General features: G+C 64.6%; 29 protein-coding genes. 5 read left to right on the top strand and 24 right to left on the bottom strand.

The annotated features are described in order from the left end of the window. Positions 1–7 precede the first annotated feature (7 nt). The 19 genes from F455_RS21985 to F455_RS0109480 all read right to left on the bottom strand — a co-directional run bounded on the left by F455_RS21985 (position 8) and on the right by F455_RS0109480 (position 16,754). The gene (locus tag F455_RS21985) at positions 8–1,966 is read right to left on the bottom strand and encodes a PAS domain S-box protein (protein WP_083918860.1); all 1,959 of its coding nucleotides are present in this window, start codon (positions 1,964–1,966) and stop codon (positions 8–10) included. An 18-nt stretch (positions 1,967–1,984) separates the two neighbouring features. Next, a complete protein-coding gene (locus tag F455_RS0109565; RefSeq protein WP_245539961.1) occupies positions 1,985–2,671 on the bottom strand; it encodes a response regulator in 687 nt (228 codons plus the stop codon). Positions 2,672–2,813: 142 nt separating this feature from the next. Continuing rightward, the gene (locus F455_RS0109560; protein ID WP_018973067.1) at positions 2,814–3,881 is read right to left on the bottom strand and encodes an NAD(P)/FAD-dependent oxidoreductase; all 1,068 of its coding nucleotides are present in this window, start codon (positions 3,879–3,881) and stop codon (positions 2,814–2,816) included. Positions 3,882–3,895: 14 nt separating this feature from the next. Continuing rightward, complete coding sequence (locus F455_RS0109555) at positions 3,896–4,507, bottom strand: OmpW/AlkL family protein (protein WP_018973066.1); 612 nt, start codon at positions 4,505–4,507, stop codon at positions 3,896–3,898. Between the two features lie 112 nt (positions 4,508–4,619). Continuing rightward, on the bottom strand, positions 4,620–6,017 hold the full coding sequence (gene hemN / locus F455_RS0109550; RefSeq protein ID WP_018973065.1) for an oxygen-independent coproporphyrinogen III oxidase: 1,398 nt from the start codon (positions 6,015–6,017) through the stop codon (positions 4,620–4,622). Between the two features lie 79 nt (positions 6,018–6,096). Beyond that, positions 6,097–6,825 carry a sulfite exporter TauE/SafE family protein gene (locus tag F455_RS20390; RefSeq protein WP_018973064.1) on the bottom strand — a complete coding sequence of 243 codons (729 nt, stop codon included), beginning with the start codon at positions 6,823–6,825 and terminating at the stop codon, positions 6,097–6,099. Then, positions 6,822–7,001, bottom strand: coding sequence for a cbb3-type cytochrome oxidase assembly protein CcoS (gene ccoS / locus F455_RS0109540; protein WP_018973063.1), 180 nt, complete (start codon positions 6,999–7,001; stop codon positions 6,822–6,824). The genes F455_RS20390 and ccoS overlap by 4 nt, the downstream gene beginning before the upstream one ends. Then, a complete protein-coding gene (locus tag F455_RS20385) occupies positions 6,998–9,442 on the bottom strand; it encodes a heavy metal translocating P-type ATPase (protein WP_018973062.1) in 2,445 nt (814 codons plus the stop codon). The genes ccoS and F455_RS20385 overlap by 4 nt, the downstream gene beginning before the upstream one ends. A 12-nt stretch (positions 9,443–9,454) precedes the next feature. Then, positions 9,455–9,706: a hypothetical protein gene (locus tag F455_RS0109530; RefSeq protein ID WP_018973061.1), complete on the bottom strand. Its 252-nt coding sequence runs from the start codon at positions 9,704–9,706 to the stop codon at positions 9,455–9,457. Further along, the gene (gene ccoG / locus F455_RS0109525) at positions 9,703–11,088 is read right to left on the bottom strand and encodes a cytochrome c oxidase accessory protein CcoG (RefSeq protein ID WP_018973060.1); all 1,386 of its coding nucleotides are present in this window, start codon (positions 11,086–11,088) and stop codon (positions 9,703–9,705) included. The genes F455_RS0109530 and ccoG overlap by 4 nt, the downstream gene beginning before the upstream one ends. Beyond that, positions 11,085–11,366, bottom strand: coding sequence for a hypothetical protein (locus F455_RS0109520; protein WP_018973059.1), 282 nt, complete (start codon positions 11,364–11,366; stop codon positions 11,085–11,087). The genes ccoG and F455_RS0109520 overlap by 4 nt, the downstream gene beginning before the upstream one ends. Further along, on the bottom strand, positions 11,363–12,319 hold the full coding sequence (gene ccoP / locus F455_RS0109515) for a cytochrome-c oxidase, cbb3-type subunit III (protein ID WP_018973058.1): 957 nt from the start codon (positions 12,317–12,319) through the stop codon (positions 11,363–11,365). Before ccoP ends, F455_RS0109520 begins: the two co-directional genes overlap by 4 nt. Beyond that, the gene (locus tag F455_RS22455; protein WP_018973057.1) at positions 12,316–12,471 is read right to left on the bottom strand and encodes a cbb3-type cytochrome oxidase subunit 3; all 156 of its coding nucleotides are present in this window, start codon (positions 12,469–12,471) and stop codon (positions 12,316–12,318) included. Before F455_RS22455 ends, ccoP begins: the two co-directional genes overlap by 4 nt. Next, positions 12,468–13,082 carry a cytochrome-c oxidase, cbb3-type subunit II gene (ccoO, locus tag F455_RS0109505; RefSeq protein WP_018973056.1) on the bottom strand — a complete coding sequence of 205 codons (615 nt, stop codon included), beginning with the start codon at positions 13,080–13,082 and terminating at the stop codon, positions 12,468–12,470. The genes F455_RS22455 and ccoO overlap by 4 nt, the downstream gene beginning before the upstream one ends. A gap of 12 nt (positions 13,083–13,094) precedes the next feature. Then, the gene (gene ccoN / locus F455_RS0109500; protein ID WP_018973055.1) at positions 13,095–14,519 is read right to left on the bottom strand and encodes a cytochrome-c oxidase, cbb3-type subunit I; all 1,425 of its coding nucleotides are present in this window, start codon (positions 14,517–14,519) and stop codon (positions 13,095–13,097) included. 127 nt (positions 14,520–14,646) lie between these two features. Beyond that, entirely contained in the window at positions 14,647–14,988 is a 342-nt protein-coding gene (locus F455_RS0109495; RefSeq protein WP_018973054.1) for an ArsR/SmtB family transcription factor, read from the bottom strand. A gap of 23 nt (positions 14,989–15,011) precedes the next feature. Further along, on the bottom strand, positions 15,012–15,878 hold the full coding sequence (locus F455_RS0109490) for an MBL fold metallo-hydrolase (protein ID WP_026293238.1): 867 nt from the start codon (positions 15,876–15,878) through the stop codon (positions 15,012–15,014). Between the two features lie 31 nt (positions 15,879–15,909). Beyond that, the gene (locus F455_RS0109485) at positions 15,910–16,326 is read right to left on the bottom strand and encodes a DUF6691 family protein (RefSeq protein ID WP_018973052.1); all 417 of its coding nucleotides are present in this window, start codon (positions 16,324–16,326) and stop codon (positions 15,910–15,912) included. 2 nt (positions 16,327–16,328) lie between these two features. Then, positions 16,329–16,754 (bottom strand): YeeE/YedE family protein, encoded by a 426-nt coding sequence (locus tag F455_RS0109480; RefSeq protein ID WP_026293236.1) that lies wholly within the window; start codon positions 16,752–16,754, stop codon positions 16,329–16,331. Between the two features lie 200 nt (positions 16,755–16,954). Here F455_RS0109480 and F455_RS0109475 point away from each other — a divergent pair, with 200 nt between their 5' ends. Together F455_RS0109475 and F455_RS0109470 are read left to right on the top strand one after the other, a co-directional pair. Next, positions 16,955–17,377, top strand: a complete 423-nt coding sequence (locus F455_RS0109475; RefSeq protein WP_018973050.1) for a universal stress protein — start codon at positions 16,955–16,957, stop codon at positions 17,375–17,377. Between the two features lie 88 nt (positions 17,378–17,465). Further along, the gene (locus F455_RS0109470) at positions 17,466–18,314 is read left to right on the top strand and encodes a CHAD domain-containing protein (protein ID WP_018973049.1); all 849 of its coding nucleotides are present in this window, start codon (positions 17,466–17,468) and stop codon (positions 18,312–18,314) included. An 18-nt stretch (positions 18,315–18,332) separates the two neighbouring features. Here F455_RS0109470 and F455_RS0109465 read toward each other — a convergent pair whose 3' ends face one another. Next, positions 18,333–19,529 (bottom strand): acetate/propionate family kinase, encoded by a 1,197-nt coding sequence (locus tag F455_RS0109465; protein ID WP_018973048.1) that lies wholly within the window; start codon positions 19,527–19,529, stop codon positions 18,333–18,335. Continuing rightward, positions 19,526–20,491 carry a bifunctional enoyl-CoA hydratase/phosphate acetyltransferase gene (locus F455_RS20380; protein ID WP_018973047.1) on the bottom strand — a complete coding sequence of 322 codons (966 nt, stop codon included), beginning with the start codon at positions 20,489–20,491 and terminating at the stop codon, positions 19,526–19,528. Before F455_RS20380 ends, F455_RS0109465 begins: the two co-directional genes overlap by 4 nt. A 233-nt stretch (positions 20,492–20,724) precedes the next feature. Here F455_RS20380 and F455_RS0109455 point away from each other — a divergent pair, with 233 nt between their 5' ends. After that, positions 20,725–23,172: a phosphoketolase family protein gene (locus tag F455_RS0109455; RefSeq protein WP_018973046.1), complete on the top strand. Its 2,448-nt coding sequence runs from the start codon at positions 20,725–20,727 to the stop codon at positions 23,170–23,172. Between the two features lie 83 nt (positions 23,173–23,255). Then, positions 23,256–24,080 (top strand): universal stress protein, encoded by an 825-nt coding sequence (locus tag F455_RS0109450; protein WP_018973045.1) that lies wholly within the window; start codon positions 23,256–23,258, stop codon positions 24,078–24,080. Positions 24,081–24,155: 75 nt separating this feature from the next. Here the strand turns inward: F455_RS0109450 and F455_RS0109445 are convergent, their stop codons facing one another. The 3 genes from F455_RS0109445 to F455_RS0109435 all read right to left on the bottom strand — a co-directional run bounded on the left by F455_RS0109445 (position 24,156) and on the right by F455_RS0109435 (position 25,287). Then, the gene (locus tag F455_RS0109445; protein ID WP_018973044.1) at positions 24,156–24,347 is read right to left on the bottom strand and encodes a hypothetical protein; all 192 of its coding nucleotides are present in this window, start codon (positions 24,345–24,347) and stop codon (positions 24,156–24,158) included. Positions 24,348–24,421: 74 nt separating this feature from the next. Further along, positions 24,422–24,775, bottom strand: a complete 354-nt coding sequence (locus F455_RS0109440) for a phasin family protein (protein WP_018973043.1) — start codon at positions 24,773–24,775, stop codon at positions 24,422–24,424. A 62-nt stretch (positions 24,776–24,837) separates the two neighbouring features. Next, the gene (locus F455_RS0109435; protein ID WP_018973042.1) at positions 24,838–25,287 is read right to left on the bottom strand and encodes an Hsp20/alpha crystallin family protein; all 450 of its coding nucleotides are present in this window, start codon (positions 25,285–25,287) and stop codon (positions 24,838–24,840) included. Positions 25,288–25,590: 303 nt separating this feature from the next. On the opposite strand from F455_RS0109435, the gene F455_RS0109430 reads away from it, so the two are divergent. Next, positions 25,591–26,154, top strand: a complete 564-nt coding sequence (locus tag F455_RS0109430; RefSeq protein ID WP_026293235.1) for a GNAT family N-acetyltransferase — start codon at positions 25,591–25,593, stop codon at positions 26,152–26,154. Positions 26,155–26,249 lie beyond the last annotated feature (95 nt).

The raw sequence follows: 26,249 nt of genomic DNA, 5'->3' as shown, positions 1-26,249 counted from the left end.
GACGCCGTCAGTTCGGATCGAGTTGGCGGCGGATTGCGACCGACAACTCTTCGCGACGATAGGGCTTGCGCAACAGGTCGAAGGCTTCGCTGCTCTGCAAGGAGCGCTCGTCGCCCGAGGTAAGCAGAATCGGCAACCTCGGCCAGCGCACACGGATCTCTTCGGCCAGTTCGACACCGCTCATGCCGCTGCCGAGCATGATGTCGGAAAACACCAGCGCGATCTCCGAATGCAGCGGAATCGTCCGCAATGCCTCATCGGCGTCGACACACGGCAGCGTCGTATAGCCGAGCGAACGCAGGATGGCGAGCGCGGCACGGCGCACGTCGGCATCGTCTTCGACGACGAGAATGGTTTCGTGGCCGTGCGCGTTCGCGGGCGCCACGGCGCGCTTGTCCAGCGCTTCGGCTTCCGCGGCGATCACCGGAAGGTAGAGCTCCACATTGGTGCCGTAGCCGAGCCGGCTTTCGATATTCAAATGGCCGCCCGACTGGGTGACGAAGCCGTACACCATCGACAGGCCCAGACCTGAACCCTTGCCTTGCCCTTTGGTAGTGAAGAACGGCTCGAGCGCGCGCGCGAGCACGTCGGGAGTCATGCCGAAGCCGGTATCGCGCACGGCAACGACGATATATTGGCCCGGCTTGGCGTCGCCGGTCGCATCGCCAGACTCGATCGCACCGACGCGCGCGCTGATGTGCAGACGGCCGCCGCGCGGCATGGCGTCGCGCGCGTTGATCGCAAGGTTGACTAGCGCCGCGTCGAGTTGGCCTGGATCGACGAACACGTGCGGCATGTCCGCCGGACAGACGATATGTAAATCGATCGCTTCGCCCAACGCGCGCCGGAGCAGACCGCCGACGTCTTCGAGCAGTTCCTTCGAGTCGCAGGCGCGCGGAGAGAGTTGCTGGCGTCGGGCGAACGCGAGCAGCTTACGCGTCAGCTCGGCGCCGCGACCGACCGCACGCAGAGCGATGGCGATCGTCTCGAGCTGCTCGGGCCGGCCGGCGAGATCGTCTTCGAGAATCTGCAGGTTCGCCGAGACCACGGTGAGCAGATTGTTGAAATCGTGCGCGATGCCGCCGGTGAGCTGGCCGACCGCTTCGAGCCGTTGCGCGTGCGAGAGCTGTTCCTCGGTGCGGATACGCTGCAAGGTAGCCGCAAGGGTGGTCGCGATCGTGTGCAGGAAATGCAGCGCATCGTGATCGAAATGACGCGGCTCGCGCGCCATCGCCAGTAGCGCCGAGGCCGGCGCGCGCGGGTCCGGCAACGGAATCACAACGCTCGAGACAAATCCCGCCTCGCGCAGCACTTCGCCGTGGGCGGGTGAAATCGTTTGATCGGTGGCGGCGAGGCTGTCGAGCAGTCCGGGATTCAACAGATCGATCACCGAAGACAGCGTATGCGTGTCGAGGCCAAACGAGGCGCGCACCTGCAGGCGTTCGCGTAGCGGCAGTTTGAACACGATCGCGGCAGCCTCGACGCCGAGCGCCTCGACCACCAGCGCAGGAATACGCGCGATGGCATCGTCGAGATTGGGCGAGGTGAGAAAGAGCTGGCCGACCTGGGCCATGACCTTGTCGTAGCGCGCGCGTGCCAACGCCTGCCGCGCGCGCTGCGTTTCGGAGATATCGCGAATCGCGGCGACGACGATGCGTCCCTCCGGCGTGGTCATCGGGCTGAGCGCGATCTCGACCGGAAATTCGCTGCCGTCGCGGCGCAGTCCAACGAGTTCTTGCCCGGTGCCCATTGAGCGCACGCGAGGGTTCGCTGTGTAGCCCGCAACATGCGCCTGGTGTTTGTTGCGCGCCCGTGCGGGAATCAGCATTTCGATGCCACTGCCGAGCAGCTGCGTTTCGCTGTAGCCGAACAGGCGCTCGGCCTGCGCGTTCGCGCGCACGATGCAGCTGTTCGCGTCCACCGCGATCATCGCGTCGGGAGATATCTCGAACAATTCCCGATACATGACGGTCCCCTGGAGTGACTAAGCGCGGTCCACTCGTGCCGCGAACAAGTAACCCGCGTTGCGCACCGATTTGATCAGCTGCGGGTTGGACGAGTCGGCCTCGATTTTGCGCCGCAGGCGGCCGATTTGCACGTCGATCGCACGATCGAACGGTCCGCTCGTGCGGCCGTGCATCTCGTCCATGATCGCGTCGCGCGAAAGCACACGGTTCGGATGGCGGACAAGCACGCAAAGCAGGTCGAATTCGCCCGAAGTCAGCGGCACCTCGGTTCCGTTGGCTCCGGTGAGCCTACGCCGGTCGAGATCGAGCCGAAAACCGGGGAACGCGTAGCCGGAGGACATGGTCGATGGCGCAGGGGCGGCCGTGGTTCGCCGCAATACGCTGCGCACGCGAGCCAGCAGTTCGCGCAGATCGAAAGGCTTGGTCACATAGTCGTCGGCGCCGAGCTCGAGGCCGACGACCCGGTCCACCGACTCGCCGCGCCCGGTGACGATGATGATCGCGCCGCGCCAGCGTTCGCGCAGCCAGCGGGTCAGCGCGAAGCCGTCTTCGCGCGGCAAGCCGAGGTCGAGCAGGATCACGTCGACCGTGTCGCTTTGCACGACCTCGCGCATCGCCGCGCCATCGCCGGCAGTGCTGACGCGGAAGCCGTATCTGCCGAAATAGCGCACGATCGAATCGGCGATCTCGCCTTCGTCGTCCACGACAAGCAGATGCGGCAAAGACTCAGGCGAAGCGGGCACCGTCGAAACCATGAAATATGCGCGCCGTGTGGTAACGGCGCGATTCTAGCAAAGCTCGTGTGTACCGACGCGGTGCGGCGCCGGCCTGCCGCGATGCCGTGAACTATGCGGCCAATGTGGCGGCGACGCCGAGCCGCTTGTGCATGATCGGGCTCGTCGTCGTGTATTGCAGGTGGACCTTCTCGCCGGGCGACAGGTATTCGCGCACGCCGAACGCGGCGAGCGCGGCCTCGTGGAAGCCGCTCAGGATGAGCTTTTTCTTGCCCGGATAGGTGTTGATGTCGCCGACCGCGAACACGCCGGGCACGTTCGTGGCGAACGTCGCGGTATCCGTCTCGATCTGGTTCTTGTCCAGGTTCAGCCCCCACGTGGCGATCGGGCCGAGGTTGGGATGCAGCCCCCAGAACACGAGCAGGTGCTGCGCATCGACGCGGTTGGTCAGGCCGCTGGCCGAGCGCACGAGGATCGAGGACAGGGCTTTGCCGTCGGCTTCGAGCCCGGTGATGTCGCCTTCGAGGAACTGCATCTTCATTTCCTCGCACAGGCGCTCCATCTGCCGCACTTTGCTCGGCGCGGCACGGAACGACTGCGAGCGGTGCACGAGCACGAGGCTGCGCACCTTGTCGTGCAGTTCGAGCGCCCAGTCCAGTGCCGAATCACCGGCGCCGGCAATGACGATGTCCTTGTCGGCAAACAGGCTCGGATCGGTCACCTTGTAGTGCAGGGTTTCGCCTTCGAGCCGCTCCGCACCGGGCACGCGCAGCCGGCGCGGGCGGAATGCGCCGACGCCGGCGGCGATGATCACGGCGCCGGCATCGAATCGCGTACCGGCGCTCGTACGCACGTGGAAGCGACCCGACGGCGTGCGCTCCATCTCGGTAACTTCTTCGCCGAGATGGAATTGCGGCGCGAACGGCTTGATCTGTTCGACCAGCCGGTCGACCAGTTCCTTCGAGGTGCATACCGGAATCGCCGGAATGTCGTAGATGGGCTTGTCGGGATACAACTCGATGCATTGGCCGCCGAGCTGCGCCATGCTGTCGACGACGTGCGCCTGCAGGCCGAGCAGGCCGAGTTCGAACACCTGAAACAGCCCCACCGGGCCTGCGCCGACGATGACCACATCCGTGCTGATGATCGGATGCTCGTTCGCCTGCTCGTATGCGTCCATCGTCGTCTCTCCGCTTAGAACCGGTAGCCGACGGCGATGCCGTAGGCGAACGGATCGATGTTTACCGTGCCGACCTTGGTACCGTTGACCTTGGCGTCGGTGCCGATCTTGATCCAGCGCGCGTCGAGCGTGACGAGCCAGCGCTCGTCGATGCGGAAATCGATGCCGCCGTGCGCGGCGATACCGAGAGAGTTGTCGAGGCTCAGCTTGGTGCCCGCCAAGGGCCCCGTCGTGTGTTCGCTGAAGAATATCGTGTAGTTGAGACCGAGGCCGACGAACGGCGAAACCTTGCCGGTCGGATTGAAGTGGTATTGCACGCTAACCGTCGGCGGCAATTGCTTGGTCGTCGCCGCGAGGACGCCGTTGAGCTTGACGTCGTGTTTCCACGGCAGCGAGGCGAGTATTTCGACGCCCCATTCGGGCGCCAGCAGGTATTCGGCCGTGATCGTCGGCTTGACGTCGGAACCGACGTCGCTCTTCAGCGTGCCACCGGCCAGCGTGCCGTTGTCCGATTTCGGATCGACCGTATGCACGCCGACCTTGACGATCCAATCCGGATCCTGCGCATGGACGAGCGGAGCAGACACGACGAGAGCGAGGGCGATCGCAGAGACGAGAAGCTTCATGGCGTTTCCTTTCTGGTTGGGATGGCCCAGTGTGATTCGCGCACGCCGGACGCTTTTTGCGGCAGATCAAAAACGCATCGACCTGCGACATCCCGCCGCAGCGGCCGCAGCGCTACAGCGCGCGTGAATACCTCGCCGCCACGGCAGCGGGCGCATGCAGGTAAGCGTCGAAGCACATGGCGATATTGCGCAGCAGGAAACGACCGCGCGGCGTGACGGCAAGGTTCTCCGGCGTGATTTCGACCAAACCGTCGTTGGCCGCGATGCGCAGACGTTCGAGTTCGACACCGAAATAGTTGGTGAAGTCGATGCGATGGCGCGCTTCGACCGAAGCAATGTCGAGACGACCTTGACACATCAGCTGTTGGATCACGTCGGCGCGCAGCGCGTCGTCATCATCGAGTTCTATGCCGCGCACGATTGGCAGGCGCCCCTCTTCGAGCGCGGCGTAGTAGTCGCGCAGTTCGCGCTCGTTCTGACTGAACGTGGCGCCGACGTGCGAGATCGCGCTGACGCCGAGGCCGATCAGGTCGCAGTCGCCGTGCGTGGAATAGCCCTGGAAATTGCGCTGCAGCGTGCCGGCTTCCTGCGCGCGCGCGAGGTCGTCATTGGGGCGGGCGAAGTGGTCCATGCCGATGTAGCGATAGCCTGCGGCGGTCAGCATTTCGACCGTGAGTCCGAGCAGTTCGAGGCGCTGCGCGGCGCTCGGCAGGTCGGCGGCATTAATTCGGCGCTGCGCCTTGAAGCGATCGGGCAGGTGTGCGTAGGCATAGGTCGCGACCCGGTCGGGCGCCAGCTCGATCACTTGTTCGAGCGTGCGGCGGAAATTTGCGACGGTCTGCTTTGGCAGGCCGTAGATCAGATCGACGCTGGTCGAACGAAAGCCGCTCGCGCGCGCCGCGTCGAGCACTGCACGGGTTTCTTCCACGGACTGGATGCGATTGATCGCGGCCTGCACCGTACGGTCGAAATCCTGGATGCCGACGGAAATGCGGTTGAAGCCATGGGTGGCGAGCATGCGCACGTAGTCCGGTCCGCACCAGCGCGGGTCGAGTTCTATGCCGAATTCGCGATCGGCGTCGCGGCTGAAGGAGAACTGCCGCGCCAGCGATTCGAGCAGCTCGCTCATCTGCATGTCATCTAGGAAATTCGGCGTGCCGCCGCCGAAGTGCAGCTGCACCAGCGGGCGATCGCGGTCGAACAGTGGCGCGACGAGTTCGATCTCGCGATACAGATGGTCGAGGTAGATCTCGGCCTTGCCGTGATCACGCGTGATCACGCGCGTGCAGCCGCAGTAGAAGCACGGACTCGCGCAGAACGGTACGTGCACGTAGAGCGAGAGGCGGCGCGGAATCGGATCTTCGTTCGATGCGCATGCAACGGCACGGAACGCCAATTCGTCGAAGCCGACATGGAATTGCGGCGCGGTCGGATACGAGGTGTAGCGCGGTCCGGCGACATCGTGACGGGCGATCAGTTCGGCGTCGAACTGCGGAATGGCGGATGACATGGGCGTGGTCATGCGTGGATCGTGCGCAAAGTCCGTCCACCAGGCACTGATCCAGATCAAATTTCCGCGCGCTGCGTGCTCAGCGCATCGTGCAGTCGAACGGCAGCCAACGCGCCGCTGCCGCCATGCCGTGCGCGGCAATCCACGGCCCGCTCGCGGTGAGGACGGCGAAGGCGAAGAACAGCCCGGCGACACCGGTGCGCAGCCGCGGCTGCCCGAGCCAGCGCATCGCGCGCTGCGCGCCGAATGCGCCCGCGAGCACGGCGGGCACCGTGCCGAGGCCGAACGCGAGCATGATTGCCCCGCTCTGCAGCGGATTGGCACCGAGCGCGGCGACGATCAGCACCGAATAGACGAGGCCGCACGGCATCCAGCCCCACAGCGCGCCGAGGGCGAATGCGCGCGGTAGCGTGCGCACCGGTACGAAGCGCCGCGCGAACGGCGCGAGCCGCGCCCAGATCGAGTGGCCCAGCGCGAAGTCGAAGCCGCGGCCGCTGCGCAACAGGTTGAGCGCCAATGCGGCGAAGACGAGTGCGGTGAGCCAGCGCAGCGCGATGCGCACCGATTCCTGATCGACGAATTGGACGATGCCGGCGCCGATGCTGCCGATGAGGACGCCGGCGACGGCATAGCTCGTGATGCGGCCGAGTTGATAACCCGAGAGGAGGAGCCACGGTGTGCCTGCGTCGGTGCGCCGTGTCGTCACCGCGCCGAGCGCGCCAGCGATGCCGCCGCACATGAGCAGGCAATGGCCGCTCGCGATCAGGCCGAAGGCGAACGCACCGACGATGGTGAACGGCGAAGTCACGGCGGGACGTCGCCTTCGCGTCGTGCGGCGACTGCGGGCGGATCATCCGCAAGCGGGATGAGCGCCGGCGTGTCGAGATCATCGAACTGGGCGTGGTTGACGCCCCAGAAGAATGCCCAGATGCCCGCGGCTAGCAGGATCAGACTCAGCGGAATCAGCACGAGGATGATGTTCATGCGGGGACCGCTCCGGCGAGAGGCGGCGCACTCGCTTGGACGCGTTCCGCGGAACAACTTGGCGGCGCGATGCGCAGCGAATTGAGCACGACGAACAGCGAACTGGCCGACATGCCGATCGCGGCGAGCCACGGCGGCACGAGCCCGAACGCGGCGAGCGGAATGCCGGCGAAGTTGTAGGCGACCGCCCAGTAGAGGTTCTGCCTGAGCACGCGCAGCGTCGTCAGCGCGAGCAAACGGGCTGCGGGTATGGCATCGAGACGATCGGAGGCGAGCACGAGATCGGCGCTCGACTGCGCGAGCTGCGTGCCGCCGCCGAGCGCGATCGCGATATCCGCGCCGGCCAACACGGGCGCATCGTTGATGCCGTCACCAACCATCGCCACGACACTGCCGCCTTGGCGCCAGCGTTCCAGTGCGTGCAGCTTGGCCTCGGGCGTTGCGCGTGCGCGGAAGTCGGTGATGTCGAGGCGCACCGCGATGCCGCGGGCGCGCGCGTCGCTGTCGCCGCTCAGCATGGCTACTTCGAGCCCTTGCTCACGCAGCGCGGCGATCGCGGCCGCGGCCTCCTCGCGCAAGGTTTCGCGCACGCGCAGGTGCGCGAGCGAGCCGCGCTCGTCGGCGAGCACGACGACGTTATCGTCGTCGGTCGTCCCTGCCGACAGCGCCAGGGCGAAGTCGGCGCGGCCGATGCGATAGCGCTGCCCGGCGATGCGGCCTTCGATGCCGGCACCGGCGACCGTTCGCAGCGATTCGGCTTCCGGGATCGATCGCTCCGTCGACACGGCTTCGCGAATCGCCGCCGCGAACGGATGGGTGCTGCCAAACTCGAGCGCGGCGGCGATGCGCAGGCATTCGTTGATCGAACGCCCCGCGGCGACTTCGACGCCGACGAGTTCGAGGCGATCGCGCGTGAGCGTGCCGGTCTTGTCGAAGACGACGCGATCGACGCGGGCGAGCTTTTCGAGCGCGTCGGACTTAGGCATCAGCACGCCGATGCGGGCCAGTGCCGAAGCCGCGCGCAGGTAGGTGACCGGCACGGACAGCGCAAACGCGCATGGGCAGGCGACGACGAGCACCGCAAGCGAAGCGGCAAAGGTGCGCGACGGATCGACGTAAAACCATGCTGCCGCGGTGAGCGCGGTCAACGCAAGCACGCCGCCGACGAAGCGCGCGGCGATGCGATCGCCGAGCACTGCGGCATGCGGGCGTTCGCTCTGCGCACGTTCGATCAGCCGCACGATCGAAGACAGCACCGTGTCCGCGCCGACATGGGCGACGCGCATTTCGACCGGCCCGGAGCGGACCACGCTGCCGGCGATCAGCGCTTCGCCGCGCCGACGCGTGCGTGGTGTGGACTCGCCGGTGAGCAGGGATTCGTCGACCTCGCAGGCCTTGCCGAGCAGCGTGCCGTCGGCCGGCATCGCCGCACCCTCGGCGACGACGACGACATCGCCCGCTTCGAGTTCGTGCACACCGACGGTTTCCAGCGCGCCGTCCGTGCGGCGACGCAGTGCCAGCGCAGGCTGCAGGCGCGCGAGGGCGTCGACCACGTCGGCCGCACGCCGGCGTGCGCGCATTTCCAGATAGCGGCCACCGAGCAGGAGAAAGACGAACATGCTCGCCGAATCGAAGTAGACCTCGGCGCCACCGGTCACGGTTTCGTAGAGGCTGGCGAGATAGATCAGCGCGATGGCGAGTGCAATCGTCGTGTCCATGCCGAGCGAGCGGGCGCGCAGCTCGCGCCAGGCGCCGGCGAAGAACGGCTGCGCTGCGTAGACCACGACCGGCGTAGTGACGAGCAGGCCGATCCAACGGAAGAAATCGCGCGTCGACGGATCGATACCTTCGAAGGCGCCGGCGTACAGCGTCACCGCGTACATCATCGCCTGCATCATGCCGAGCCCGGCGACGACGAGGCGCTTCAGCGCGGTGCGCGCTTCGCGCTGATCCAACGCATCGAGTGCTTGCGCGTTGCACGGATGCGGGACGTAACCCAGTTGCGCGAGGCGATGCAGGATCGCGCTCAAGGTGATGTCGTCGCGCGTCCAGACGATGCGCACGCGGCGCGCGCCCGGATTCACCTCGACCGCGCGAACGCCGCTCAAGTCACGCAACGCCCGGTCGATGAGCCACGAGCATGCGGCGCAGCGCAGGCCTTCGACGAGCACACATACCTCCGCGCTGCCATCGGCGCTATTGTGGACGTACAGGCGTTGCAGCTGCGGCCGATCCCACGCGGAATAATCGGCGGCTTCGACCGCGCGTTCGGCGGGCATGTTGCGCAGCCGGTAGTAGTCGCCGAGGCCGAGCGTAGCGATCCATTCGGCCGCAGCCTGGCAGCCGATGCAGCAGACCGGCTGAGTGGTGCCGTTCACGCGCGCGCCGAGCTCAACGCCGCGCGGAATGGCCTCACCGCAATGGAAGCAAGTGCGCGACACGTCGCCGCCGGATCAGGGCGTCGCGTCGTCTGCCGGCCGCTGCGCATGCGAGGGCGGCAGCGGACTGGCGATCGGACGGTGCGCGACGACGAGCTCGTCGCGATGATGCAGCGCGGTCGCGACGAGGGCGAGCGAGCCGGCCATCGCGCTGCCGATGAGCGTAAGGATCAGCCAGACTTCGGGCACGCGGTACCACCGATTCGGATCGGCGCCGCGCAAATGGAGACTGCGGTTGCCTTTGCTTTCGTATGCTTCGGTGTTCATGGCTTCTCCGGAACGAAGAACTGCGCAGTCTGTGTGGCCGCGACCCCACTGGCGTCGTCGCGCGCGGCAAGCTTGATGCGGACCATGCCGCTGAAATCAGGGCTTACGGCGCGCAGGGTCAGCGGCACGCTCGTCACTTCGCCGGGCGGCAGCGCGACATCGCTGCGATCGGCGATCGTGACGCGTGGATCGTCGACTACGGTGAGGCGCACGCGCTGCGCTGCCTGTGTCTTGTTGACCAGTTTGACGGTGTAGCTGTTCTCGATCGCGCCGTCGGCGCTGCGCCGATAGAGCGCGTTGCGGTCGCGCAGCACCTCGACGATCAGCGGCGCGCGATGCGCGACACCCCAGACGAAGGTGCCGAGCAGAAAGGCGAGCAGGCCACCGTAGAGCAAAGTACGCAAGCGCAGCAGGCGCAGCGGCTTGCCGGCGCGGAGGTTCTCGGTCGTATAGCCGACGAGGCCGCGGGCGTAGCCCATCTTGTCCATCACCGCATCGCAGGCGTCGATGCACGAGGCGCAGGCGATGCATTCGATCTGCAATCCGTCGCGGATGTCGATGCCGGTCGGGCACACCTGCACGCAGGCGTCGCAGTCCACGCAGTCGCCGAGACCGAGCGCTTTCGGATCGGCGTTGCGCTTGCGCGCGCCGCGCAGTTCACCACGCGCCACGTCGTAGGAAACGATCAACGTATCTTTGTCGAACATCGCGCTCTGGAAGCGCGCGTAGGGGCACATGTACTTGCACACCTGTTCGCGCAGGAAACCGGCGTTGCCATAGGTGGCGAAGCCGTAGAAGACGATCCAGAACGTTTCCCACCCGCTCAACGTAAAGTGGACAGTCTCGCGCGCGAGATCAGTAATCGGCGTGAAAAAACCGACGAAAGTGAAGCCGGTCCATGCGGCGAAGCCGATCCAGAGCAGTTGCTTGGCCCCTTTGCGCAGCAGCTTCTCCGTGTTCCAGGGCGCGGCATCGAGCTTGATGCGCTGGTTGCGCCGGCCTTCGCAGGCCCGCTCGATCCACAGGAACACCTCAGTCCACACGGTTTGCGGGCAGGCATAGCCGCACCACAGGCGTCCGGCCAACGCCGTGACGAAGAACAGGCTGACGCCGGCGATGATCAGGAGCCAGGCGAGCCAGAAGAAGTCCTGCGGCCAGAAGGTCAGGCCGAAGATATAGAACTTGCGCGCCGGCAGATCGAACAGTACGGCCTGGCGACCGTCCCAGCGCAGCCACGGGAACAGGTAGAACACGCCGAGCAGGGCGAACACGGCGATCGTGCGCAGGCGCGCGAAACGGCCTTCGATTTCGCGCGGGTATATTTTTGCCTGCGCGGCATAGAGCGAATCGTCGACGAGCACGAGCTTGGGCAGCGGTTTCACGGCTGCGCATCCTTCGGCCGGCGCAGCAGCAGCGCGGTGAAACTGCTCGCGCCGAGCGTCGCCGTCCAGAACACGAAGAAGCCCAGCGTGTAGGCGAATTCGCGCGGCAACAAAATATGCGGCCACGCAGCGTTGAACAGTTCATCGGGATCGATGAGGGCGAAGAACACCATCGTCGCGACGCCGGCAGCGAAGAACGATGGCCACGCGATCGCGCCGGCGAGCGCGAGGCGATCGTTCGTCTCGCGGTCGACAGGGGCCGGCACGATCCGGTTCACGGCTGTTTCGCTTCGCCAGCGGGCGCGGCGGGCGCGGCAGCAGCCACCGGAGCGGAACTTGTCTCGACGTGCGGCGCCTGCGCGAGCACCCATACCGCAGCGAGACGCACGCGATCCGCGCCCAGCACGTTTTCCCAGGCCGGCATGCGGCCGTTGCGCCCGTTCTTGATCGTCGCCTTGATTTCCTCGAGCGTGTTGCCGTAGAGCCAGATGTTGTCGGTGAGGTTCGGTGCGCCGAGCGCGGGATTGCCCTTGCCTTCGGGACCGTGACAGGCGACGCAGGTCGTCGCGAAACGCGCCTTGCCGGCGGCCGCGAGCGTCGCGTCGGCTTTTTGTCCCGACAGCATCAGCACGTAGTTCGCCACTTCCTCGACACCCTGGTCGCCGAGCACCGGTCCCCACGGCGGCATCACGCCGTTGCGGCCCTTGGCGATCGTCGCGACGACCGTGTCCGGCGCGCCGCCATACAGCCAGTCGTTGTCGGTGAGGTTCGGATAGCCCTTCGCACCGCGCGCGTCCGAGCCATGGCAGGCGGCGCAGTTGTTGACGAAGACGTTGTGACCCAGAGTCAGCGCTTGCTGATCATGCTCCAGATGTTCGATCGGCTGGTCGCGGAAGCGCGCGAACACGGCCTCCAGCTTGCGGTTGTTGTCGGCGAGATCGGCGGCCACTTCTTTGTCCGACGTCCAGCCGAGCACGCCCGCGTTCGCCCCCAGGCCGGGATAGAACGCCAGATAGCAGCCGCTGAACACGACGGAGATAAGGAACAGGCCGAGCCACCATAGCGGCAGCGGGTTGTTGAGTTCCTGCAGATCCTCGTCCCAGACGTGGCCGGTCGTGGCCTGCTCGATGTCGCCGCGCTTGCGCCGCGCGGTCGCGAGCAGCAGCCAGACGATACCGACGACGTTGGCGGCGACGAAGAGGACGATGTACCAGTTCCAGAAGGCGCTCATGCCTGCGGCTCCGATGAGTTGTCGATGGCGCCTTCGGTGAGCGGCAGCTGCGCCGCGGCGGCGAAGTCGGAGCGGCGCCGGCCGCTGTAGGCCCAGATGACGATGCCGAGATACATCGCGAGGAGGATGGCGGTGAGGATGCCGATCATCATGGCTGTGTCTCCTTCGGTCCGAACTTGCCGAGCCCCTGCAGATAGGCGACCAGGGCGTCCATTTCCGTCTTGCCGCTGACTGCGGCGGCGGCGCCGTCGAAGTCGGCCTGCGTGTACGGATCACCGAGGCGGGCTAGTCCGCGCATGTGGGCGCTGATGTCATCCGCCGAGAGCTTGTTCTGCGCGAGCCATGGAAAGCCCGGCATGTTCGATTCGGGGACGACGTTGCGCGGATTGACCAGATGCACGCGATGCCAGTCGTCGCTGTAGCGTCCGCCGACGCGGGCGAGGTCGGGCCCGGTGCGCTTGCTGCCCCACTGGAACGGGCGGTCGTACACCGATTCGCCGGCGACGGAATAATGGCCGTAGCGCTGCACTTCGGAGGCGAGCGTGCGGATCATCTGCGAATGGCAGTTGTAGCAGCCTTCGCGTACGTAGACGTCGCGGCCGGCAAGCTCCAGCGGTGGATAGGGCTTGAGGCCCGGTGCTGGCTCGATCACCTGTGCCTGGAACATCAGTGGCACGATCTCGACCAGGCCGCCGACCGCGATGACGACCGCGACCAGCACCGCCATCAGGCCGATATTCTTTTCAAGGATTGCGTGATTCATCGGAATAGGTCCTCAGGCGGCGACGGCGATGGGAATCGGCACGGCTGCGGGCTGCCGCGCCATCGCCCAGGTCTTGGCGACGTTCCAGGCCATGATGAACATGCCGCTGAGCACGAGCAGGCCGCCGACCAGGCGAGTGACGTAGTACGGATAGGTCTGTGCGAGCGATTCGACGAAGGTGTAGGTCAGCGTGCCGTCGGTGTTCGTCGCGCGCCACATCAGGCCCTGCATAACGCCGGCGATCCACATCGAGGCGATGTAGACGACCACGCCGATCGTGGCGATCCAGAAATGCAGATCGATCGCGCGCGTCGAATACATGGCCGGCAGATTCAGCAGGCGCGGGATCATGCAGTAGAGCGAGCCGATGCTGATGAAGGCGACCCAGCCGAGCGCGCCGGCGTGCACATGTCCGATCGTCCAGTCGGTGTAGTGCGAGAGCGAGTTGACCGTCTTGATCGACATCATCGGCCCCTCGAAGGTCGACATGCCGTAGAACGACAAGGCCACGATCATGAATTTCAGGATCGGGTCGGTGCGTAGTTTGTGCCACGCGCCGGACAGCGTCATCATGCCGTTGATCATGCCGCCCCACGACGGCGCGAGCAGGATCAGCGAGAACACCATGCCGAGCGATTGCGCCCAGTCGGGCAGTGCGGTGTACTGCAGGTGGTGCGGCCCAGCCCACATGTAGACCGAGATCAACGCCCAGAAATGCACGACCGACAGGCGATACGAATAGACCGGCCGCTGCGCCTGCTTCGGCACGTAGTAGTACATCATGCCGAGGAAGCCGGCGGTGAGGAAAAAGCCGACCGCGTTGTGCCCGTACCACCACTGCACCATCGCATCGACCGCGCCCGAGTAGATCGGGTACGACTTCCACAGCGACACCGGGATCGCGAGGTTGTTGACGATGTGCAGCACCGCCACGGTGATGATGAAGGCGCCGTAGAACCAGTTGGCGACGTAGATGTGTTTCACCCGTCGTTTGACGATCGTGCCGAAGAAGACGATGCCGAACGCCACCCAGACGACCGCGATGAGCAGGTCGATCGGCCACTCGAGCTCGGCGTATTCCTTGCCCTGAGTGATGCCGAGCGGCAGTGTGATCGCCGCCGAGACGATGACGAGCTGCCAGCCCCAGAACACGAACGCTGCGAGCTTGTCCGAGAACAGCCGTACCTGGCAGGTACGCTGCACGACGTAGAACGCGGTTGCCATCAGCGCACAACCGCCGAAGGCGAAGATCACCGCGTTCGTGTGCAGCGGCCGCAGCCGGCTGTAGGTGAGATACGGAATGTCGAAGTTCAATGCCGGCCAGGCGAGTTGCGCGGCGATGAACGCCCCGACTGCCATACCGACGATGCCCCAAAGAATCGTCGCGACAGTGAACTGCCGCACGACCTTGTCGTTGTACGTCTGCAAAGTTTCCATGCCCGCTCCGCCAAGTTTCTGCGGACGGCAGTGTGCGGCGAGCTTGGATGGCTGCTCTTGATCGAGATCAAAATGTCGGACCGCCCTGCAACCGCCACTACGGACGGAACCAAGAGCGAGGGGCTCGTCAGTCCCGACAGAACAAAGCGAACATCGTCGCCATGAGCGTGTTCACGCGTGGATCGCAGATGCGGTAGAGAATCGATTGCGCGTCGCGGCGCCCAGCGACGACGCCCTCGCGGCGCAACAAGGAAAGATGTTGAGAAACCGCGCTTTGGGCAAGGCCGAGCGCTTTGGCAAGGTCGCCGACCGACCGCTCGCCATCGACGAGCTGGCAGAGCAGCAGCAGGCGATTGCGGCTTGCCAAACCCTTGAGTACGGCGACCGCTTCGTCCGCATTCTGCTGCATGGCGAGGAGTGCGTCCGCGGCGGCGGGCGGCTTTCTCGTTTTCGGGTTCGCGCGTTTCATCGGTCAGGCACGGAAGGATATGTTCACAACGCGTCGAGCGGGATCTTCAAATAACTGATGCCGTTGTCTTCCGCAGGCGGCAAATGGCCGGCGCGCATATTGACCTGCACGGACGGCAGGATCAAGGCGGGCATCGCCAGCTTCGCGTCTCGAGCCGTGCGCATGCGCACAAAAGACTCTTCATCTACGCCGTCGTGCACGTGAACATTGTCGCGGCGCTCCGCGTCGACCGTGGTTTCGCAAGTGTAAATATCGCGCCCCGGCGCCTTGTAGTCATGGCAGAGAAACAGGCGCGTGGTGCCGGGCAACTCGAAGATGCGCCGGATCGAGCGATACAGCGTGCGCGCATCGCCGCCCGGAAAGTCGCAGCGGGCGGTGCCGTAGTCCGGCATGAACAACGTGTCGCCGACGAATGTAGCATCGCCGATCACGTGTGTCATGCACGCGGGCGTGTGCCCCGGGGTATGTAGCGCCGTCGCTTCGATATCGCCGATGCGATAGCGCTCGCCGTCGCGGAACAGGTGGTCGAACTGGCTGCCGTCGCGCGCAAATTCGCCGGCAGCGTTGAACAACTTGCCGAAGGTCTCCTGGACGACGCGGACGTGTTCGCCGATGCCGATCCGGCCGCCGAGTTCCTTTTTTAGATAGGGCGCTGCGGAAAGATGGTCAGCGTGCACGTGCGTGTCGATCACCCAGTCCACCTGCAGACCCGCCTCGCGCACGAACGCGATGATCGCGTTCGCCGAATCGTGACGCGTGCGCCCGGATGCCGCATCGTAGTCGAGCACGCTGTCGATCACGGCGGCGGCGCGCGTCGCCGGATCCCAGGCAACGTGGCTGAACGTGTAGGTGGCGGGATCGAAGAAGGACTTCACTTCGGGACGTTTCAAGATCTTCTCCTCGCTGGGATGACGCTGTTCGTCACGATCGCGATGCCGGCAGGCGCGCACCGAGCCACCAGCCGAGCGCCATCGCGGCAACGAACAGCAAGGTCGACGGCGACAAGCCGGCGAGCGACGCGAGCGCGGGACCGGGGCAGTAGCCGACGAGTCCCCAACCGATGCCGAACACGGCCGCGCCACCGATCAGACGCATATCGACCTGCCGCGTCGGCGGTATATGGAAGGTCTTCTCCAGCAACGGCCGTTTGCGCCGCAGCAACAGGCGATAGCCGATTGCCGTCGTCGCCACCGCGCCTGCCATTACGAACAGGAGTTGTGGATTCCATGCGCCGGCGACGTCGAGAAATCCGAGCACGACAGCGGGCTGAGTCATGCCGCCGAAGACCAAGCCGAGACCAAACAACAGGCCGGCGATGAGAGCGAATGCGCTGCGCATGGTCAGCCTCCCCAGCCGAGATGTCGAATAGCGAATACCGTGGCGATACCGCAGGCCATGAAGACGAGCGTCGCCACGATCGAACGGACGGACAACCGGGCCACTCCGCACACGCCATGCCCGCTCGTGCAACCGCCGCTGATGCGCGTGCCGATGCCCACGCAGAGGCCAGCCAGTGCGAGCTGCAGCGAGCTTGAGTCGGGCGTGCCGATGCCGCTGTTGCCGCCGATCGCCTGAACGAGCAACGGGGCTAGAATCAGCCCGAGGATAAACGCGACGCGCCAGGCGCGATCGCCGCGCGCGCAGCCTTCGACCAGGCGACCAGCGATGCCGCTGATGCCAGCAATGCGCCCCAGCGTTGCCATCAGCAGAATGGCCGCTAGCCCAATCAATGTTCCGCCGAGTGCCGGGATATAAAAATGATTCATATATGCTCAATTGCGTATATGCGCGACAACGAATATATAGACAAAGCCTGCCGAACACAATCCATCGCCGTTGTCTTTGTCATGAATACCGCCCTTGTTGGCCAGGATAGGCATGCGTGCCGCCCAACCTTTGATCCAGATCAAGCACCGCCAGATTGTCTGAATCAAAGTGACGAATCTGTGGAATCAGGAGAAAGGCGATGAAGGTATTGCTTAGTTACGACGGCAGCGAGTGCTCGGCGCGTGCGGCGAAATTCGTCACGACCACGCTGCGCAAGCAAGCGCGCTCCCTGGATCTGGACGTGATTTATGTCGACATGCCGATGCTCGATCGTGTGGTCGCGGCGCTCGGTGAGGAGACGGTGGCACGCCTGCATCAGGAAAATGCCGACCTCGTCCTCAAAGCCCTGCGCTCCCGGCTGAAACGCGCAAACCTGCCGTTTACCGAGACATTGGCCACCGGCCCGGTCGCAAGGAAAATCGCCGAGCACGCGGAAAAAGGCGGTTTCGACCTCATCGTCATGGGCTCGCACGGGCGCTCTGCCGCCGGCAATCTGTTTCTCGGATCGGTGACGACACGCGTACTGGTCGAGTGCACGGTGCCGGTGATCATCGTACGCTGAGGGTTCGGCCGGAGGTAGGCTTCTGCCGCACCCGGGGGTGGCATACTTCTGGTCTTCCCGGATTCGAGCGGAGCATCGCCCTTCGAATATGCTCGACCAGACGTTGCAGGATGCTTGCGCACAGGAGATTGCCGCGGCCGATGCAGCGTTGGCGGCTTCCACGCGCAATCCACATCGTCGCGTCCATCAGGCACGCAAGGCATTGCGTCGAGTACGCGCTTTGCTCGCATTGATCGCACGCAGCGATCCGACGTTTGCGACGGTCGACGCGAAGCTCAGGCGGGCGACCCACTCCCTGTCTCCACTTCGCGATGCCGCGGTCGCCGTCGAGACCTTCGATCGGCTCATGAAACGCAAAGCGCTGCATGGCAGCATCAAAACGGCGGCGCCTCTGCGCAACGATCTGGCCCGCCGCTGCGATGCCGTGCTCGCCGATTTTCGGCAGCGCGATCCTGACTTCGCCAAATTACGTAACCATCTTCAAAGAGCGGGTGCGGCGGCGAAAGCCTTGGCTTGGTCGCGCGCGAGCCCGCGTACGATCACCCGCGGCTTGGCACATTCCCGCCGTCGAATCGCGAAAATCGACGAGCGTGCGCGCCATTCGAACGAGCGGCACCTGCGTCATCGCTGGCGTCGCCGCTTGCGCCGCTACAACGACCAGCGCGTGTTGATCGCGGAGATACTCGCACTGGAGTCAGGCAACGATCGTAGCGATGCCGTCGAGCTCGTTCAGCATTTGTCTCGAAAGGGTCTGCAGGACACTGCCACAGACAAGCGGTTGGCCACGACGGCACTCGCACTGGGACTCGAGCACGATACGCGCCTGATGCGCCAGATGGTGCGCAAGACTCCGCTACTCGACGACAGCGTACGCGCGCAACTCCTCTCCGCGCTGGACCATCGGCTGCGCAAACTGCACAAACGCTGCGAGAAATGAACGTCGCGGCAGAATCGATCAGCTGATCGCCACTTCGTCACGGTCAAGCATTCCGACGCAATGCTTCGCGGCGATCCACTCCTCGTTCGTAGGCTCGACCGCGACGAGGACACGACTGCCGGCACCAGAGACCGTCGCTGCATTGATGGCGTTGCGATCGCGGTCCAGCTCGACACCGAACCATTCGAGTCCGTCGCAGATGCGTTCGCGCAGCACCGCGTTGTGTTCGCCGATGCCGGCGGTGAAGACGAGCATGTCGAGACCGCCGAGCACGGCGATCAGGGCGCCGATTTCGCGGACGATGCGGCGCACGTAGAGGGCAAGTGCGAGACGTGCGCGTTCGTTGGCATTCTCCTCCGGCAGAAGCGCCCTCGGATCCGAGGAGATGCCGGAGACGCCGAGCAATCCCGAACGGTGATATAGCAGGTCCGCCACCTCACTGACGCCGAGCTTTTCGATCTCCATCAGGTAGAGCAACGCACCCGGGTCGAGCGCACCGCAGCGGGTGCCCATCATCAGGCCGTCGAGCGCGGAGAAACCCATCGTCGTCGCGGCGCTCTGCAGATTGCGCATGCCGCACAGGCTGGCGCCGCTGCCGAGGTGGGCGCAGATCGTGCGGCCGCGGGCGCGTTCGCCGTAACGCTCGGCGAGCGCAATGGAGAGATATTCGTAGGACAGACCGTGAAAGCCGTAGCGGCGCAAACCGCGTTGCCACGCGTCATACGGCAGCGGCAGCAGCTTTTCGACGTCGGGCAGCGTGGCATGAAACGCTGTGTCGAAGCAGGCGATCTGCGGCAGACCAGGATGCGAGCGCAGCAACTCGTCGATCGCCTCGAGCGCAAACGGCTGATGCAACGGCGCAAGCGGGATATAGCCTTTGAGATCGGCCAGCACGTTCGCGTCGACACGCACCGGCGCAAAATATTTGCTGCCGCCATGGACGACGCGATGCGCCACGGCAGCGAGTCGGGTGTTGCCAAGCCGTAGCTGAGCGCGTTCGCGGATTCGTGCGAGCGCGGCATGATAGGGCTGCGTTGGATCGAGCCTGATTGCCTGCGCGGCGCAGTCGCTTGCAGTGAAGGTCGGCGCATCGCTGTCGATACCTTCGACCTTGCCCTTCCACGACGCCTGCCGCGGTGGCGGCTCGATCGCGTCGAACAGGGCGAACTTGATGCTCGACGATCCGCAATTGAGGACGAGGATCGAACCGCTCATGGCTTGGCCGTGCGACGGCGATGCGCGACGAGCACCGCCAGCGCGCAGGAGGCGATGCGCGTGAGCGGTGAATCGGCTCGGCTCGTCAGGATCACCGGCACGCGCGCACCCATGACGATTCCCGCGCTTGCGGCTTGGCCGAAATACTCCAGTTGCTTGGCAAGCATATTGCCGCTTTCCAGGTCGGGCACGACGAGCACGTCGGCGCGCCCTGCGACCGGCGAGTCGATGCCCTTGATGCGCGCAGCATCGATCGAGATCGCATTGTCGAATCCGAGCGGGCCGTCCAGGATCGCGCCAGTGATCTGGCCGCGCTCGGCCATCTTGCATAACGCGGCCGCGTCGAGCGTGGCCTGCATGCGTGGATTGATCGTTTCGACCGCGGCCAAGATCGCCACGCGCGGAGTCGTCACATCGATCGTTTGCGCAAGCTCGATCGCATTGCGCACGATGTCTGCTTTCTCTTCGAGCGTCGGCGCGATATTGATCGCCGCGTCGGTGATGATGAACGGCCGCGGATAGGCCTGCGTCTGCATCAGATAACAGTGCGAGACGCGGCGGGCCGTGCGCAACCCGGCATCGTGATCGAGCACCGCGCTCATCAGCTCGTCAGTGTGCAGGCTGCCTTTCATCAGCGCCTCGACGCGGCCCGACGCGGCGAGCCGAGCTGCCGCTGCGGCAGCCGCATGACTGTGCGGCACGTCTTCGATCGGCACGTCGTCCACGACGAGCCCGGCGCGCTGCGCGACGGCTGCAATCTTCGCCCGCGGCGCGACGATGATGGGCTCGATGAGCCCTGCCCGCCTTGCATCGAGCATCGCCTCCAAGCTCGGCTTATCGCACGGATGCACGACGCCGACGCGGATCGGGCCGAGCGCGCGCGCGCAGTCGATCAGCGTATCGTTCCCGATGCGCAGAATTTGTGCGCCGTCTTCCGACGACGAAGGTATGGCGTCCTTCATGGCTGCGATATCCAAAGTCATCATCCGCGCTGGGGCCGTTGTTTGCAGGTACGCGCAAGACGCGAGCATAGCGTGCCGAGTTGCCCGAGCCTTGACCGAGATCAAATCACGCCGATCGGCGCGCGAGCGCCGTGCGCACGAGGACCACGTTTTTTGATGTGCATCAAAGATACCCCCAGCCGACCCCCGTAGGCTCTAGTTCGGCGTTCACAAGCGATCGCTGGAGACCGGACATGCGCAGCGTAGAATTATTTTCCGTCGAAGACGACGCGCAGGTACTGCGCGGCAAGAATCCCGATTTCGCCGCCTGGGCCGAGGGCTATGGCGCGATCCGCCATCGCGCGGAGACGCAACTGCGCGTGTATGACATGTATCAGGCGCTGACCGCCCGCCATATCGCCGGCGATGGCGTGCCGTTTTTCAAAATGCTCAAGGCGCTCGATCGCGTGACCAGCGCGGCGATGTGGCTCGTCGCGCATATGACCTATGCAAAGCACGTCCATCTCGACGGCCGGCCGTTGCAAGCCGAGGATTTCAAATCCAATCCGCAAGGCCATATGGGCGGCTCGCTCAACATGGTGCCGGCCTACGCGGGCTATCTCGCCCTAAACGCTCTGACCGGCTGCACGCGCGGCTGGCTTATGGGACAGGGACATTGTGTGTCGGCGGTCGACGCTCTCAACGTCCTGGTCGGCAACATGACGCCGGCGCATGCCGAGCGCTACGGCGTGTCAGACGCGCAGCTCTCGCGCATGGCCCAGGATTTCTACAGCTACCGGCTGGCAGCGGACGGCTCGCCGGAGTCGCCGCTCGGCAGCCACGTCAATGCGCACACCGCGGGTGCGATTCTCGAAGGCGGTTTCCTCGGCTTCGCCGAACTGCTCTATGCGCATATGCCACTCCCTGGGGAGCGGCTGACCGCCTTCCTGTCCGACGGTGCGTTCGAGGAGCAGCGTGGCGGCGACTGGGCGCCGCGCTGGTGGCGCGCGCAGGACTGCGGCATGGTGACTCCGATCCTGATCTCCAACGGTCGCCGCATCGACCAGCGCACGATGGCCTCGCAGGAAGGCGGACCGACCTGGCTGTCGCAGCATCTGAAGATCAACGGCTACGACCCGGTCGTGTTCGACGGCCGCGATCCGGCGGCTTTCGTCTGGGCGATCTGGGCGATGGAAGAGCGATTGCAACACTGTATCGATCGTGCGCACGCGGACCGGCTGCGCTATCCCGCGCCGCTGCCGTACGGCATCGCCGTCGCGCCGAAGGGCGCGGGGTTCTACGGCGAAGGCACGAACGCCGCGCACGGCACGCCGCTTGGGGAGAATCCACATTCGTCGTCGACGGCCGCGGCGCATTTCAACGAGTCGACGCGACGGCTCTGGGTGGCTCCGACCGAGTTGCAGGCGTCAATCGCCTGTTTTGGGGCGCATCGTGCTCGCGTTCGCGAGCGCGACAACCCCATCGCGCATCGCGACGTGGCGCCGATCGAGGTCGTCCCCGCATGGCGCGAGGCGGGGCCTGCAACGCCCGCCGTATCCGCGATGCAGGCCGTCGACGACGGCTTCGTCGCGGCGGTCAAGGCAGCACCGCATCTGCGCGCGCGTTTCGGCAATCCGGACGAAAGCCGCTCGAACCACATGGTGCGCACGCTTGAATTGCTCAAACACCGCGTAACCGACGTCGAGTTGGCTGACCAAGAAGCAGTCGATGGCGGCGTCATCACTGCGCTCAACGAGGAGGCCGTCGTCTGCGCCGCGCTCGGCAACAAGGGCGGCATCAATATCGCCGTGACCTACGAAGCGTTCGCAGTGAAAATGCAATCCGCGCTGCGCCAGGAAATCATTTTTGCCGCACATGCCAAGGCGGCGGGGCATCCCGCGCGCTGGTTGTCCGTGCCCGTCGTGCTGACCTCGCATACTTGGGAGAACGGCAAGAACGAGCTGTCGCACCAGGATACGAGCATGGCCGAGGCGATGCTCGGCGAGCCGTCCGACGTCGCCAGGGTGATGTTCCCGCCCGACTACAACAGCGCGGCAGCGGTGATGCGCGAGGTCTACCGCACGCACGGACAGATTTTCACGGTGGTTGCAGCGAAGTCCGAGATGCCGTCCGTGTTCGACGCGCACGACGCGTGCGAACTCGTCGCCGACGGGGGGATTCGCGTGCCGCACGCCGGCCACCGCCCCGACGACGCGGAGCTGACGATCACGGCAATAGGTGCTTGTCAGTTGCAGGAGGCCCTCAAGGCCTGCAAACGCCTGCGCCAGCACGACGTGCCGCATCGCTTGGTCTATTTGATGGAACCGGCGCGCTTCCGCCGCGGACGCACGGCGGCCGAGGATATGCATTCGAGTTTGGACCATTGCGGACGCGGTCTGTATGCCGCGACCAGCACGCATGTACTGCTCTGCCATACGCGTCCCGAAACCATGGTGGGACTGCTGCAGCCGATGCTCGCGGGCGGCGCCGTGGCCGCACTCGGCTACCGCGGGCGCGGCGGCACGCTCGACATGCAGGGCATGCTGTTCGCGAACGGATGCAGTTGGGCACACGCGGTGCGCGAAGTGTCCCGCCTGTTGCATGTCGATCTCGCCGATCTGCTCAGCGACACCGAAATCGACGCCGTGGACGGTATCGGCGATCCGGCGGAGATTGTCGGGCAAACATTTGCGTCGATCTGAATCGCCCACTCTTGACGAGCGTCAATATCGACTGCCAGCAGTCAACACAAGATAACGCTAGCAAACCTGAAACGGAGAAAGTCATGCGCGACATTCTGGTCTATGCGAGCAACTACTCCACCTTCACGCCGAGCATGCGCTACGCGGCCGAGGTGGCGAAGCAGTTCGATGCTGCGCTGAATGCGCTTTATGTGCAGGAGCCGGTGACGATCGTCCCATCGTATGCCGCGATGGAGCTCCTCGCCGAAATCCGCAAGTTCACCGATGAGCAGATCGCCGCTGCAAGTTTGCAGCGCGACAAATTCCGCGCATGGGCTAGCGGTCTGGGGATCGAGTCGAACGAGTGGACGATTATCGAGGCCAGCACGCGCCAGGCCGTGGCAGAAACCTGCAACTGGCACGACCTGCTCGTGCTCGGCCTGCGCGGCGAAACTGAATGGGGCGGAGTGGCGCAAGTTGGCGAGATCCTGCTGACCTGCGGTGCACCCTGCATCGTCGTTCCCGAGGATCGTTCCTCCGTGGCCAAGTTCCGGACGATTGCGATTGCGTGGAACGGCAGACAGGAATCGGCGCGCGCTGTGCACGCGGCACTGCCGTTTTTGCGGCGCGCCGAGCGCGTCGTGTTGATCCACGGCGAAACCGTCGATCCGTTTATCACCTTCACGCGGATTCCGCCGTTCGATGTCGAGGCTTATCTGGCGCAGCACGGGGTCAAGATCGAGAAACGCCTGATCGATGTCAGCGACGACAAGGCAGGCGAAGCGTTGCTCGCTATCGCCGGCGAAGTTCATGCGGACGTGCTGGTCATGGGCGCTTACGGCAGGACTCGCTTCAGCGAATGGTTCTTCGGCGGCGCGACCCGCTATGTGCTCGAGCAGGCGACGATACCGCTGTTCATGCGCCACTGAGCGCAGATACTTTGATTTGTATACGCTCTCGGGCGCCCTAAAATCGATGGGCGCTCACGATGCGGGCACTGCTTGTCAGCCTCCGAATGTCTTGACGACAATGATCGCCAGCCCCGCAGCCCAGCAAATGCCGACGAAAATTGCCCCGGCCCAGCCGCGGGCGAAACCGCCATGATTGCGCAACACCCAATTGAGCAGGCCCAGCATCACCATCGGCAGGCCGAGCATGATGCCGAGGGCCAGGTAGGTTTGATCAGAAAAATTCATGGGTCATTTCCGATGCCGCGGTTCCGGCGTGGGCCGGAACGGCACGGCTCAAAGACATTTGCCTCACGATGTGATCAAGACGAGCGGGTACCCGCTTCGGCGATTTTTTCCCGCGCCCATTGCGCGGCGTCGCCGAGCATTCCCGCGACCTTGAGGTTTTCCTTCGCATAGTCGGAGAAAGTCTGGGCAAGGAATGTGGCCTGGGCGTCCACGTATTCCTCGGGCTTGCGGCAGCGGGCGAAGCGTTCCATTGCGTCGACCTCGCGGCGGAATCGTGTCTGAGCGAAGGTCAGCGCTTCGTTTTGCAGGCGGCCGACGTAATCCGCCCATCCTGCGAGCGGGCCGGAAACAGCAGCGAGTGCGTTCCAAGCGGGCATCGAAGGAAAGCCGTTGTTGATGGAACGGTTGTCGAATTTCGGTTTGTTCATCGGGATTCTCCTCAGGATGTTGGGTGGGCCACGTGCGATAGCGACGAGGATTCGTCGCCGTGTCAGTCGATCGCGATCTTGCGAGTCTGCCCTTCCGACTTCTTCGGCAGAGTGAGCGTCAGGACGCCGTTCTCGTAGTGAGCCGTCACTTTCGTCTCGTCCACGCGCCCTGGCAACGAAAACGTGCGACTGGCCAATCCGCAGAAACGTTCGCTGTAGATCTCCTTTTCGCCGGGCTTGGCAGCAGGACCTCGCTTGACCTCGGCGGCGATATGGATCGTGTTGCCGTCGACGCGCAGGTCGATGTCATTCCTGTCGACTCCGGGGATGTCGGCCTTGACGTGATAGGCGACCTCGTCTTCGCTCAAGTCCAAGCGGATGTCCAATGCCCCGCCATCGTGGCCGGCCCAGACGACGCGCGGTTCGAAACCACGCAAATAGGCTTCGACGTCCAAGTTCGGCCGGGCATGCAGCAGGGTTCTGATCGGGTTCCAATGGGACAGATATGTCATGGCGGATTTCTCGCAATTAACGGTTGCGTTTGCACGATCGATGCGGCACTCGCTTCACACACATGCGACAAGCTACATCCATCGGAATCGAGGTTAGTCGCCGGAACTACGGCCGACCTTGACCTCGGTCAAGAACTCGATGGGCAGATCGCTTGCGCTGCCTCGCCGGGGATTTGATCCGCGTCAACATGTGCCGCATGCATCCGGAGCAAATTGATGATCGAGCAGGATTGAGACGCAAAGGTTTACTGCCAACGCCGCAACTGCCTGTGACGAAGCCGATATACCGACCGGAGACATGCCATGGTTTTTTCTCAATCACATTCGTCGATTCCAACCGCTAGCAACGATTCGTCCGTGCCGGAGTGGAAGGAAAGGCTGCGCGACGGCACGACCGTACTGATCCGTCCCATCTCGGCTGCAGATGTCGGCCTCGAGCGCGAGTTCATCGAGCGGCTGTCACCGCAGTCGCGTCGCTACCGGTTCCTCGGCGAGATCGCGGCACCGGGGTCGGCACTGCTTGATCGTCTGACCCACCCGGATCCGGCACATGAAGCAGCATTCGTCGCCCTCGTAGCCGATGGCGCACACAAGCGCGAGATCGGCGTTGCCCGCTTCAGCGCGGACCAGGACGATCGAAGCTGCGAGTGCGCCGTCGCCGTCGCCGACGAGTGGCAGGGCAAGGGACTTGCTACCCTGTTGATGCGCCATCTGATCGAAATCGCGCGCCAGCGCGGTTATCGGCGCATGTACTCAATCGATGCACGCGCCAACGAAAGCATGCGCGAGTTGGCGGAGTTCCTCGGCTTCGAACGTCGCGCCGATCCGGATGACACAACCCAAGTGATCCATTCGCTGGCCCTGTAGTTTCCGCAATCGCTTCAAAGCGCGGCGTGGCATTCACGCCGTCCGCACCCACAACTGCACAGTGATGCCGTCGTAGCTCGGGCCGTTCGCAGAAC

Source organism: Rudaea cellulosilytica DSM 22992 (genome assembly GCF_000378125.1).
In the GTDB taxonomy this organism is placed as follows: domain Bacteria; phylum Pseudomonadota; class Gammaproteobacteria; order Xanthomonadales; family Rhodanobacteraceae; genus Rudaea; species Rudaea cellulosilytica.
The sequence above is the reverse complement of the archived record's forward strand: the minus strand, read 5'-3'. Positions and strand labels throughout refer to the sequence as shown.